The organism is Paenibacillus sp. BIHB 4019, from assembly GCF_002741035.1.
Classification (GTDB): domain Bacteria; phylum Bacillota; class Bacilli; order Paenibacillales; family Paenibacillaceae; genus Pristimantibacillus.
Window position 1 is genome coordinate 4,168,619 of sequence record NZ_CP016808.1, and the last position, 12,535, is coordinate 4,181,153.

General features: G+C 46.0%; 10 protein-coding genes. 9 read left to right on the forward strand and 1 reads right to left on the reverse strand.

Going from position 1 to position 12,535, the window contains the following annotated elements; genetic code table 11:
* Positions 1–306: 306 nt before the first annotated feature.
* Complete coding sequence (locus BBD42_RS18135) at positions 307–1,818, forward strand: malate:quinone oxidoreductase (RefSeq protein WP_099519300.1); 1,512 nt, start codon at positions 307–309, stop codon at positions 1,816–1,818.
* A 299-nt stretch (positions 1,819–2,117) separates the two neighbouring features.
* Complete coding sequence (locus BBD42_RS18140) at positions 2,118–2,888, forward strand: SDR family NAD(P)-dependent oxidoreductase (protein WP_099519301.1); 771 nt, start codon at positions 2,118–2,120, stop codon at positions 2,886–2,888.
* A gap of 104 nt (positions 2,889–2,992) precedes the next feature.
* Here BBD42_RS18140 and BBD42_RS18145 read toward each other — a convergent pair whose 3' ends face one another.
* The gene (locus tag BBD42_RS18145; RefSeq protein ID WP_172455546.1) at positions 2,993–3,604 is read right to left on the reverse strand and encodes a TetR/AcrR family transcriptional regulator; all 612 of its coding nucleotides are present in this window, start codon (positions 3,602–3,604) and stop codon (positions 2,993–2,995) included.
* Between the two features lie 169 nt (positions 3,605–3,773).
* Between BBD42_RS18145 and BBD42_RS18150 the strand changes: the two genes are divergently transcribed.
* From BBD42_RS18150 to BBD42_RS18180, 7 genes are all read left to right on the forward strand, one after another.
* On the forward strand, positions 3,774–4,142 hold the full coding sequence (locus BBD42_RS18150; protein WP_099519303.1) for a DUF4180 domain-containing protein: 369 nt from the start codon (positions 3,774–3,776) through the stop codon (positions 4,140–4,142).
* A 424-nt stretch (positions 4,143–4,566) separates the two neighbouring features.
* Positions 4,567–6,801: a helix-turn-helix domain-containing protein gene (locus BBD42_RS18155; RefSeq protein WP_099519304.1), complete on the forward strand. Its 2,235-nt coding sequence runs from the start codon at positions 4,567–4,569 to the stop codon at positions 6,799–6,801.
* A gap of 434 nt (positions 6,802–7,235) precedes the next feature.
* On the forward strand, positions 7,236–8,840 hold the full coding sequence (locus tag BBD42_RS18160; RefSeq protein ID WP_481855980.1) for an extracellular solute-binding protein: 1,605 nt from the start codon (positions 7,236–7,238) through the stop codon (positions 8,838–8,840).
* Between the two features lie 98 nt (positions 8,841–8,938).
* Positions 8,939–9,835, forward strand: a complete 897-nt coding sequence (locus BBD42_RS18165; RefSeq protein ID WP_481855981.1) for an ABC transporter permease — start codon at positions 8,939–8,941, stop codon at positions 9,833–9,835.
* A gap of 147 nt (positions 9,836–9,982) precedes the next feature.
* Positions 9,983–10,858, forward strand: a complete 876-nt coding sequence (locus BBD42_RS18170; RefSeq protein WP_099519307.1) for a carbohydrate ABC transporter permease — start codon at positions 9,983–9,985, stop codon at positions 10,856–10,858.
* Positions 10,859–10,884: 26 nt separating this feature from the next.
* On the forward strand, positions 10,885–11,835 hold the full coding sequence (locus BBD42_RS18175; protein ID WP_099519308.1) for a sugar phosphate isomerase/epimerase family protein: 951 nt from the start codon (positions 10,885–10,887) through the stop codon (positions 11,833–11,835).
* Position 11,836: 1 nt separating this feature from the next.
* Positions 11,837–12,535, forward strand: coding sequence for a hypothetical protein (locus BBD42_RS18180; RefSeq protein WP_348272570.1), 699 nt, complete (start codon positions 11,837–11,839; stop codon positions 12,533–12,535).

Genomic DNA, 12,535 nt, shown 5'->3' on the forward strand with positions numbered 1-12,535 from the left:
AGGCTGATTTTTGCTGTTGAAATCGCTTTTTTTTCAAGTTGTTTGAGAGTAAAACTTATTGGGGATGATCGGATATCCAAAACTGACGATATAACAACGAGGCGATAGGATTGTAACCTATTCCCTATTCTTGTGAATGATTTGTAAAGGCTTTATAATAGTAAATATCTTAACACTTTAATAATAAGGTTAGCTTTGATCAGGAAATACGTGAATCAGAAAAGGTGTTTGTTTAGCCCGCATAGCAGTTTAAGCAGGCAGGAAGCCTACATTTTTTCTTCAAATATTAGTGTAAGGACGGTAGAAATGAGCAACAGACAAACCAAAACAGACGTTATCTTAATTGGTGCCGGTATTATGAGTGCGACTTTGGGGTCACTGCTGAAGGAATTAGTACCGGACTGGGAAATCACAGTAATTGAGCGGCTTGCAAGCGCAGGGGAAGAAAGCTCGAATGAATGGAATAATGCAGGAACAGGCCATTCTTCCTTGTGCGAGCTTAACTACACCGTCGAGAAAGCAGACGGCTCCGTAGACATTAGCAAAGCTATAAAAGTAAATGAAGAGTATCAGGTTTCCAAGCAGTTTTGGTCCTATCTTGTGGACAGCAATTTAATCCGCAATCCGCGGGACTTTATTACGCCATTGCCTCATATGAGCTTAGTCCAAGGGGATAAAGATGTAACGTTTTTGAAGAAGCGTTTTGAAGCGTTGTCTAACAATCCTTTGTTTCAAGGAATGGAGTATTCCGAAGATCCGGGCAAGCTGCTGGAATGGATTCCGCTAATTATGAAGGACCGGACCTTGAATGGGCCTATAGCGGCTACAAGAATTGAATCCGGTACGGATGTTAACTTTGGCGCTTTAACGCGCATGTTGTTTACCCACTTGAAGAGCAAAAATGTCGATATCAAATACAAGCATAATGTGGATGATATTAAACGTGCTAGCGACGGCTCGTGGGAATTGAAAGTACGCAATGTAGATAATGGTGCTGTTGAGCGACAGCATGCGAAATTCGTCTTTATCGGCGGCGGGGGCGGAAGCCTGCATTTGCTGCAAAAATCCGGCATTCCTGAAGGAAGAGGCATTGGAGGATTTCCGGTAAGCGGCATATTCATGGTGTGTAAAAAACCGGAAATCGTCGCGCAGCATCATGCAAAAGTTTACGGCCAAGCTCCAGTTGGCGCGCCACCGATGTCGGTTCCGCATCTGGACACTAGGTTTATCGACAAGAAGGAATCGTTGTTTTTTGGTCCCTTTGCCGGTTTCTCGCCAAAGTTTTTGAAAAACGGCTCGATGATGGACTTGCTGGCTTCCGTAAAAACGGATAATTTGGTTACGATGATGGCAGCAGGCGTGAAAAATATGTCATTGACCCAATATTTGATCAAGGAAGTTATGCAATCGAAAGAACAGCGCATGGAAGCTTTACGCCAATTTGTCCCGAACGCCAAAAGCGAAGATTGGGAGCTAGTTATAGCCGGCCAGCGTGTGCAAGTCATTAAAGATACAGCTGCCGGCAAAGGAACGCTGCAGTTTGGTACGGAAGTCATTAATGCCGCTGATGGCTCGATAGCTGCCTTGCTCGGCGCATCTCCGGGTGCTTCAACCGCTGTTTCCGTTATGCTTGAGCTGATGGGGAAATGCTTCCCGCAGCATATGAAAGCATGGGAACCGAAAATTAAAGAAATGATTCCTTCCTATGGCGTGCAGCTGTTGAACAATCCAGAGCTTATAAGCGAAATTCATACTTCAACAGCACGGACGCTTGATCTGGGCAGTGAACGGGACCCAGTCAAGCAGGCTTCTTTCTAAAACCCGCGAGGCTAAAGGCCGTTTCGCATCACAAGCAATAGAATAAGGTAAATTATAAATGAATGGCGTCCGGAAATCCGGGCGCTTTTTATTTTTGTTGCTGGACTCCTTAAGCGGTTATGGACAGGACGATTTTAAAAAAAGATCAACACTTTGGCCCTCATTTGTTCGTTATAAAAGATTAACATACAGAACGGTTTTAATCCGTTGCTAAACGTACAAAAGCGCTTTCATTTGCCGATTGAGAACGCTCTAAATCCTCCTTATACTATAGTTGTCAGATAGAAAGGATGATCAGAATGGGTAGATTGACAGGTAAAGTAGCCATTATTACAGGGGCGGCCAGCGGCATGGGGCTTGCTGGAGCACAATTATTTGCCAAAGAAGGCGCAAAGGTTGTCGTAACGGATGTAGTCGAGGACGTGCTGCAAGCTAAAGTGAGCGAAATGGTGGAAAATGGCGGAGACGCAATTGCATTGAAGCTGGACGTATCCAGTCCTGAATCGTGGAACGCGGTTGTAGAAGCAACGATTGCCAAATACGGAAAAATCGATATTCTCGTTAACAATGCGGGCATTCATATCGCCAAGGGCGTTTTGGAAGCTGAGTTGGCGGATTGGGATAAAGTGATGTCCATTAACACTTCAGGCGTATGGCTTGGCATGAAAGCAGTCATTCCGCATATGCAAAAAAATGGACGAGGGTCGATTGTGAATACGTCGTCCATTGCAGCGATTATCGGCGGAATTGCTGATGCGCAGGGTGCGGCATACAGTGCATCCAAAGGTGCGGTACGCTCACTGACTAAACATACAGCTCAATGGTTTGCCAAAGATAACATTCGTGTCAATTCCGTACATCCGGGAGCGGTATTTACGGGGATGGTCGAGAAAGCCGGCATTAAATCGCAGGTTGAAATGGGCGAGCATTACAAAAACCTGGCGCCTTTGCCTCCACATGCCGGCGAATCGCTGGATATTGCCTATGCTTACTTGTATTTGGCTTCGGACGAATCCAAGTTCGTAACGGGTATTGAACTGCCTGTCGATGGCGGTTGGATCAGCAACTAACAAGGAATAGGATGATAAGAGCTTCTGGCGATAGCCGGGCTCTTTTTTTTATTTTGCCGGATGTTTAGGCGTCTGTTTATTGCCCAAATGCAGGTGGCCAGAGTCTAGGCTTGGGCGAGATTCGAACGGTAAACTTCATGAGCGCGGTTTAAACGCGTAAATTCTAATAACTGCTCTGCCATATAAGAGGAGCTGTATTTAAAATGGCTCTGCACCCATTCGGCAATGAGGCCGAAGACAGCATTAGCCTGATAACAGGCAAGCAGCTCTTTATCAATTTTCGGGTTTGGAGACATTTCAGTAACATCGTCCAAATACAATCTTTTGAGCGTTTCGTAAACGGTGTTGCGGAAGTTCGCCAAAATGCCCGTTGTTACCAATAATGTATAAACAGTAGCATTGGCAAGCACGTGATCAAAAATTTTGATAGCTGAAGCACTTAAGCTCTGTATGTCGAAATTTTGATAATGCAAATATGGAGAACGGTAGGACTGGATAAGATCAGTCATCACATCAGCCAAAATATCATCAAGCAGCTCTTCTTTGATCGCATAATGTTTATAAAACGTGCCACGATTCAAGTCGGCAGCCTTCACGATATCGGTAATCGAAATATCCTCGAACGATTTACGGAGCATGTTTTCGAGCAGGGCCTGTTTTAGAGCTGCCTTCGACTTGTGGACTCTTCGATCTATGGATGGCGATGAATGGCGCATATATATCCTCCCTCTGTAAAAGCATGTATTCTCAGTCATCCGGTTGATTATCATTATACAAGAAAACAATCGATGCCAAAAGACAGAAGCGCTAACCAAGTTAAGCGTGGACGTTTAGCTTTTTTTTGAAGGAAGGTGGTGTTACACTAAATGGGGGAGGCGAAGAAAAATGAACATAACTATCGACCAGCAAGGGAGCTCCAAGGTTGCCGTTATAGAAAGCTCTGACGTGATCATCCGCGATGTTCAGGATGCGCTCGATTTAATGGCTTCTGTTAATTACAATCACGAATGCCATAAAATCATCCTCCAAAAAGCAAACATAACGGAGGATTTCTTCGAGCTCAAAACTAAGCTGGCGGGCGAGATTTTGCAGAAATATGTGAACTACAAGGTGAAGCTGGCCATCGTTGGAGATTTTGATGCTTATGACAGCAAGAGCTTGAAGGATTTTATTTATGAATGCAATAACGGCAAGCAGGTACTATTTTTACGGGACAAACAAGAGGCCGTTAACGCTTTGCACAATATAACTTAACAATACATTCCGAGAAGCCCAGCAGCGCTTATCATGTAGTGACTGACGATTCGTCTGCCGCTGCTCTTATTCTCGATTACTGAAAGCACAGGCAGCTGGCCTGTGTTTTTTATATTTTTAGTAATGGAGGAATTAGACAATGAGTGAACAGCTATAGCATGCTAACGCAAATTATATTGCTTTTGCGGTCAGCAAGTGGAAAGTTTTAACGGTCGCCAAGTATTCATTTGATGAGGATCGCATTTACGAATTGGCTAAACTAGAGGTAGAAAGAAGCAGCAACCACTATTTTGGCTGTCATGAAGTATTTCGATTCTAGAGGGGCTGTGCTACAATAGATTAACAAAGTATACCGCTTAACTTGTTCTAATTGCGTTGAAATGGTAACGCTTACAAAAATTGTTGTCATTGTAGGGGGTTTAACATGCTTAAGCTAAACAACTGGTACTTCCGGTTGCTTGTGTCTTATTTTCCAATTTTGGTGCTTACTGTGTCAATGATTATTTTTTTATCGTTCATTGCACTTAATGAGATATCACGGTCCGAGACTGCAAAGGCAGACAACATCACCACCGGCTATGTGGTGGAAAGCGTCGAACGCGCTATACGTGGAGCGGAGTTTAACGCGATGAACGAAGCCGTCAAAAATAAAAGCTACACTGCGTTTTTGAACGGCTCCTCCGAAACGAGCGACAGATACAGCGTCGTTCATAGTTTGCGTTCGCTTGTAGAAGAAAACGACTTTATCGAATCGGCCTATCTTTATAGGGAATCCGACGATACGGTGCTTACAGCGAGCGGGCAGACCGATCTTCCGGATTTTGGCGATCGTGATTTTATTCAGCTGGCGAAAAAAAATCTTGATTACCAAGGATGGTCGGCAAGCCGGGAGTATCGGGAATATGACCGCCTGAAGCCTGTCAGGGTCATTACGATGCATAAGCGGACGCCGTTCCCGTTCGGAAAGGAAGGCATACTGGTCATCAATGTCGATTTGTACGTAGTTGAACAAATGATCGGCAGTATGACAAGCCATCAGGTTTCGTTCATGCGAATTACCGATGGGGCTAACAAGCCTATTTATCCCGTCAACAATGGCTCAGACGAATCAGGCGGCGGCAGCGTTCTGACAACTGTCACTTCGGATTCTCTAGGCTGGACTTTCGAGAGTGGGATTCAGGACGGCCATTTGCTCGGCTGGGTATCGGTCGTATCCTATGCATGGGTCGTTATGGCTATTCTGACATTCGTGGCGGCTATTATTTATATCATTTGGGTAACGCGCCGAAACTATAAGCCGATCCGGTTAATGATGAATCGTATTCAGGCGCTGCAGCTGCGGAGCGGCGACGGGGGAGCGGTTTTGACAGATGATTTGACGATGATTGACCGTGCGCTTGAAAACTTAATTGTGCAGTCGTTGGATCACGAAAAGAAGCAGCGTGAAAGTATGATGCTTCAGCGCAGGCAGCTTTTTAATGAGCTTATTAGCGGGGAACAAAATGGGCAAACTAACGAGCGGATGCGCAAGCTGGATTTGCTGCCGAGCGCCGGACAGTATGCCGTAATGGTTGTAAAGCTCAACCGTTATGATGATTTTCAGTCCGAAAATACGCTTAACGAGCAAAATGTTCTGAAATTTGCGCTCGGCAATGTTATGCAAGAGCTGGCTCACAACGAAGGCTTGCAGGGCTGGGGAGAATGGCTGGCGCCGGATCTTATCGCCTTTGTGTTTGCGGTTTCGGATGACGAATCTCGAATGCTGGATCAGCTTCGAACTTCTGCAATCGTTGCACAGCAGTGGGTAGGCGAGCATTTGCGTTTTATGCTGTCAATTGGGATTGGTACGATTGTAAACGAATGGAGTCGAATCGGACAATCTTACCGCGATGCCCTCTCTGGTATGGAATATCAGCTCTGTATCGGACGCGAGGCGGTTACGTTCAGCGGCGACATTCCGCAGGGCAAACAGTACGGTACGTTTCATTACATTCAAATGTGTACCGATTGCGTGCAGGAATTTAGGCAGACGAATGAAAGCTGGCGCAATACGTTTGAGCAATTATTCAAGCGGCTCAATACGGATACGCTCAAGGATGAAGATATTCATTCGCTCATGCAAATATTTATGCAAATGCTCAGCCGTGAGCTAAAGGATTTGTCGGAATCACTGAATGAATTTCTGGAAGGCGATCGCTCATCTGCACTGCTTGCCAAGCTAAAGACAGCTTCGACTTTGGCAGAAATGAAGGAACAGCTGCTAGAATATTTGGCTGATCTATTCGATGCATATGTGGCGATGAGCGAGACGAAAAGCTACAAAACGATGATAACGGATATGAGAGCCTACATTCAGGAAAACTTTGCCGATCCAGACCTTTCTCTCAATCATTTGAGCGACCGCTTCCAAATATCGGGCAAGTATGCAAGCTACCTGTTTAAGCTGGAGTACGATATGAAGTTCGTCGATTTTCTTGTGCAGCTTCGAATCCAGCAGGCTGAGCGTCTGCTCGCGAATACCGACGAGACGGTTCAAGGTATTGCTCTTCAGGTTGGGTACGCCAATTCTATCACCTTCGGCCGGGTATTCAAACGGATAACCGGTGTAACGCCAGGCGAATTCCGAAAGCTCAAAATGCGGCCTTCAGTTTTGAACTAACTAAGGGTTACGAAGCAACAGGGTTATCGTTTTTTCAATCGTTCATGCAAATGGATAAGTTGTTTGTTGAAGCGGCAGTTCGAACAAGGAAAGATGTTCGGACTGCTGCTCTATTTGTTTAGCCGGAATATAGTTTACCTGCGGAAATGGCTTTATGACGGGCTTTTTCAGCATTGATGGAAAACGGTTTATGTCGGGAAAATGATCTATTCTAATTGCCAAAAGCCTTGCTGGGCAAGGATTCGGCTTAACGGTTTGCCGCGCCGAAACTGGTTTATTGTCAGCGTATTGCAAATCGTGTCATACTGAGGCCACTTCCTAATCACGGTTTGCAAGCGACGAATGAAAGCGCGTTCAACAATGCTTCATTCTTCGGTTCATAATCGAGTACAGGAAACAAATTAACGAAAAAGAAAGAGGGGTTGAATCAAATGATGAAAGTTGTGAAGGGGAAAAAGAAAACCAGCGTTTTGCTAGCACTTACGCTTGCAGGTACTATGCTTCTTGGTGCATGCGGCAGCAACAATGAAACTGGAAACAAAACGACAGGTGGCGAAGCAGCCTCCGGTAAGCCAGTAACACTTAAGGTGGAAGTATTCGATCGTGGCAATTCTCCTTCTGGTTCGACTATTACAAAAAACTATTTGACGACATATGTACAGGATAACTTCGGCAAGGCAAATAACGTTGATGTGCAATTTGTACCGATTCCACGTTCAGAGGAAGTACAGAAGCTTAACGTTCTAATGGCGAGCGGAAGCGATGTTCCTGATATCGTATTCACTTATGATTCGGGTACGTTTTACCGTTATGCGCAGCAAGGCGGTTTGACTGACCTTGGCGAGCTGCTTGATCAATACGGTCCGAACCTCAAAAAATTTCTAGGCGACGATACGCTAGCTTATGGTAATTATCAAGGCCAGCAATTCGCACTGCCAGCAAAACGTGCGCATTTAGGGAAATATTCATCTTTCGTCCGTCAAGACTGGCTCGACAAGCTAGGCCTGCCTGTGCCGCAAACGACAGATGAGCTTTACACGACTTTGAAAGCGTTTAAAGAAAAAGATCCGGGTCAAACTGGCGGCAAAGTGATTCCGCTCGGAATGGCGCTAGCATCTGCACAATATGAGCCGCTTCTATGGTCCTTCATTCAGCCCGTTACTGAAGAACAGCGCTACACGCTGACACAGCAGCTCGGATCCAATGACTTCCCGATTCTGCTTCCTGGCTTTAAAGACGCTTTGCAATTCATGAACAAGCTCTATAACGAAGGTCTGATGAGCAAAGACTTCAGCCTTGATGAAGACAAGAAGAAGCTGAACGAAGATGCAGCTAAAGGCTTGGTCGGTTTCTTCAGCGAAGACGATATGAACCCGTTCTATCCAGATGGTTTGTACTCGACACTGCAAACGAACATTCCTGACGCTAAGCTTTCCTCTGTTGATGTTTACTCGAACTCCGAGGGCAAACATCCGAAGCCGGAATATGCGCCAGTTGGTCTGTACCTTATGATTCCGAAAAGCAGCAAAAATGCAGTAGAGGCAATTAAGTACCTGGATTGGATGGCTTCTGGAGACAACCTGCTTAACATTCAAAATGGTGTAGCTGGCGAAAACTATGATCTTCAAGACGGTATCCCGGTAGCTAAAGCCGATGCTCCAGATGATATCAAAAATCGCGTATACAACTGGGGTGACATGGCCATTATCTCCAACGGCAAACAGTTGGGTGATACGGAGAAAAACGTAGAGGCTTATGTACTAGGCATGCCTGAGCAATTCCAAGAAGAAACTCGCAAAGCACTGACGATTTCCAGATCTGATACGATCAAGCCGGTCTTGTTCGACCATCCGATCGAAGCCCAAGCCAAATATGGTTCGGCGCTGCGTGACAAGTTCAATGAAATTGTCGTTAAAGCAACGATGGTGAAGCCGGATCAATTCGAAAGCACATTCGAATCGATCATGAAGGATTATATGGCTAACGGCGGTCAAGCGATTTTGGATGAACGCACAAAAGCTTATGAGGCCATGAAATAAAAATAACGCCTGCATTAAGCAGCTCGGAGACGATGGATATTTCTTAAGTCCCGTCTCCGGGCTTAATCGTAAGCAGATAGGAGTGGATAATATTGAACATGCGCGTGTATTTACGCAGATACTGGCAATTATATATGCTGCTTATTTTACCGGTTACCTATTTCTTGGTTTTCAAATATGGACCGATGTACGGCATTATTATTGCGTTTAAGGATTTTAACTTTTTCCAAGGGATTAATGGTTCTGAATGGATCGGACTTGATGCTTTCAAGGAAGTATTCGCCATGTCGGACTTTTACAAGACACTGCGCAATACGCTCATGCTTAATTTTTTGGATCTGCTTTTCTCTTTCCCGGCTCCTTTGTTTATCGCTATTATGCTATATGAGCTCAAATCAGCTTGGTTCAAAAAGATTTCGCAAACGATTTTGTACATTCCGCATTTCATTTCGTGGGTTATTATCGGCGGGATCGTCTACCAAGTGTTTGGTACGCAATCCGGTATGGTTAACAATTTCGTAACTTCGTTAGGCTTTGAAGCGATTCCTTTTCTTACGGACAAAAACGATTGGTTAATTACGTATTTAATCGTCGGAGTTTGGCAAAGTGCCGGCTGGGGGACGATCATTTATTTGGCGGCTCTTACAGGCATCAACAGGGAGTTGTTCGAGGCGGCTGACGTTGACGGAGCAGGCAGACTGAGAAAAATTTGGAGCATTACGCTGCCATCCTTAAAACCAACGATTGTTACGCTTCTCATTATTAACGTGGGCAATATGATTGCCATCGGATTTGAACGTCCTTATATTATCGGAAATACCGCTGTACGTGATTATTCGGACGTGCTCAGCACCTTCGTATACCGTATCGGCATTGAATCTGGACAATATACGCTTGCTACGGTCGTCGGCTTGTTCCAGGCAGTTGTCGGACTTGTGTTCGTCTTAGGCGCCAACTACTTATCCAAGAAACTGGCAGACCAAAGCATTATTTAAAATATAAGAATTTATAAGTTTTACACGTATAAATAGGCTTATATTTCTCTGACTGAAACGCGCCGCACCGCCAAAGGACGGCGACAGCTGTTTCACCTTGATTATAAACTTTTATTTTCTATGAAAATTGGAAAGGAGCGATAAGACATGAGAGATCAACAAGCCAGCCGATCATTTGATATTGTCAATACGATCGCCATTTTATTATTCGTGCTGCTATGTTTGGCTCCGTTTCTTCATATAATCGCTATCTCGCTCAGCTCAACACGTTCCATCATGTCTGGTGAGGTCAGCCTTATTCCTGTCGAAATCAATTGGGATGCCTACAAGAAGGTATTTTCAGATGCGTCGATGATCCGGTCACTCGGTTTTACCGTTCTGCTGACGGTTTTATTTACAATCATGTGCATGATAATGACGATTGCGGCGGCTTACCCGCTTGCTAAAACAAAATTAAAAGGCCGCAAGCTGGTCATGTTCATTATTATCATTACGATGTTTTTCAGCGGCGGACTTATTCCAGAGTATATGCTCGTGCGCAATTTGGGCTTGCTCGACTCGATATGGGCGCTTATGCTACCAGGTCTCGTTAGTCCGTTTTATTTAATTATTTTGATTACGTTTTTTCAAAATATTCCCGATTCGCTGGAGGAGTCAGCGGAGATTGACGGAAGCTCGTACCTCCGCACTTTGGTTAGCATTATTGTGCCGCTGTCGCTGCCCGTTATTGCTACGCTGAGCTTGTTTTATGCAGTAGGCCGCTGGAACGGTTTTACGGATACGCTCATGTATATTACGAGTCCAGAGATGTATCCGCTGCAATTGAAGCTTTATCAGCTGGTTCAAAACAACATGGTCAGCGAGCTGCTGGTAATGGAAGGCGCAAACGGACAGGCGAAGCTGCAGCCGGAAAGCTTGAAGGCGGCGAGCGTTATTTTCGCAACTGTGCCAATTATGATTGTTTATCCGTGGCTTCAACGGTATTTCGTTAGTGGCGTTATGCTCGGTGCGGTCAAAGGTTAACCGAATCTATATTTCAGGAGGAGCTTATGGGAAACGACAAAGGCCAATATTCGTTCTCGACATGCTGGAATATTAAACGCCACAACGTCGGCAGCAGCATGATCGATGAAATTCGGGAGCTCGGCTTTCGCTACGTTGAGCTGAACTATAACGTCACGCAGGAGCTGTTGTCGACGATTGAGCCGATGATTGAACGGGGAGAAATTGGAGTGTCGAGCGTCCACAATACGTTTCCGCATGTTGCGGACCCCGACTATGGTACCGATTCTGTGCTGCTCGGCTTTGAAGACGAGGAAAAGCGGCAGCGTGCAATCGAGCTGCTGATCCGTTCGGCGGAATATGCGAATCGCTATGGTGCGAAGGCGGTTGTCGTGCATCCAGGCGAGGTGCCGTTCGACTATAACATCGATAATGAGCTCAAAAAAATTTATCATGACCATGGGCCAGACTCCCCTGCATACGTAAAGCTGTGGAACGAGATGCTGGAGCGCAGGGAATCATTGTCGGAACATTACCTGCAGCGAATAGGCGATAGTCTGGAAGATATTTGCGACCAGATCGCGGCTAAGGGCTGGGACGTATCGATTGGCATTGAAACGCGTTCGCGCTGTTATCAGATGCCGACGCTGCGCGAGGCGAAGTCGGTTTTTGACCGGCTGAAGGGTGCACCGGTCGGCTTGTGGTATGATTTTGGCCATGGCATGATGATGGAGCGTATGGGCTTGTACGATAACGCGCGGGATATGGAAGCCATCAAGGACAATGTAGTCGGTATACACATCCATGAGACGGTTGGATTGTCGGATCACTGGTGTCCGTATGTACACAGCGGCGACATGAGCTATTTCGATCGTTTCCTGCCTATTATCGCAGCAGCTCCTGTGAAGGTGTATGAGCTAAAAGCGGCATGTACACCGGAGGAAATCGAACAGAGCCACGAGCTGCTGCTCGCCAAGCTGTCCGAGCGCGAGGTGTAGGATGATGGACATTAAGCATCTGGCGTCCTATGCCCCACGGCTTTTTTTTGATCAAAAAGAGCCGTTTTATCCGGTGCGGGTCGGTGTTTCCGTCCTGCGCGAAGGCGAGCAATCGCCGTCGTTTCGGCGCAAATTTGAACGGCTGGATGCTATTGTCGATTATGTGATCGAGTTCGCGATTTATTGGGATTATGACATTCAGCATCTGTACGAGCTGGAGCATGTATGGATTTATGTAGGCAAGGACGGCGCCGTAGTGGATGCGGAAGCGAGCTTTCACGGCAAATACATGAAGGCGCTGCTGCCTGACCGCTCCAATCTGGCGGGGAAAACAGCAAGCCTGTACTCGCAGCCTGGAAAGCACGCCTTCTCGCCGCTGCCGATTATTTTCGAGCTGCTGCCGAATGTGCGCACTGCTACAGACCGCGATGCCGGGCTGGATGGTCTTACATTGCCGGAGTGGTACAAGGCGCTGGGGCAGTATGATGAAGAGACGAATGTGCTAGTTCGAGCCTATCAGCAGGCGTATCATCGGTTCACGCCATCGTTTGAGTTCGTTCCTTACGAGCTTGCGGAGCGTGAGCCGTTGTTCGTTCCATGGGAAACGCTGTATGAAGAAATACCTGAGCGAATTGAGGCGGAGCTGGTTATTATTAGGCATACGCTTAGCGGATCAACGGAGAATGAGGAAGGAAGATGA

Coding starts and splice junctions, on each gene's coding strand:
- BBD42_RS18155 (WP_099519304.1), top strand. CDS start 4,567: ATGCTTAAGCTAAACAACTGGTACTTCCGGTTGCTTGTGTCTTATTTT.
- BBD42_RS18140 (WP_099519301.1), top strand. CDS start 2,118: ATGGGTAGATTGACAGGTAAAGTAGCCATTATTACAGGGGCGGCCAGC.
- BBD42_RS18135 (WP_099519300.1), top strand. CDS start 307: ATGAGCAACAGACAAACCAAAACAGACGTTATCTTAATTGGTGCCGGT.
- BBD42_RS18145 (WP_172455546.1), bottom strand. CDS start 3,604: ATGCGCCATTCATCGCCATCCATAGATCGAAGAGTCCACAAGTCGAAG.
- BBD42_RS18165 (WP_481855981.1), top strand. CDS start 8,939: ATGCGCGTGTATTTACGCAGATACTGGCAATTATATATGCTGCTTATT.
- BBD42_RS18170 (WP_099519307.1), top strand. CDS start 9,983: ATGAGAGATCAACAAGCCAGCCGATCATTTGATATTGTCAATACGATC.
- BBD42_RS18180 (WP_348272570.1), top strand. CDS start 11,837: ATGATGGACATTAAGCATCTGGCGTCCTATGCCCCACGGCTTTTTTTT.
- BBD42_RS18175 (WP_099519308.1), top strand. CDS start 10,885: ATGGGAAACGACAAAGGCCAATATTCGTTCTCGACATGCTGGAATATT.
- BBD42_RS18160 (WP_481855980.1), top strand. CDS start 7,236: ATGAAAGTTGTGAAGGGGAAAAAGAAAACCAGCGTTTTGCTAGCACTT.
- BBD42_RS18150 (WP_099519303.1), top strand. CDS start 3,774: ATGAACATAACTATCGACCAGCAAGGGAGCTCCAAGGTTGCCGTTATA.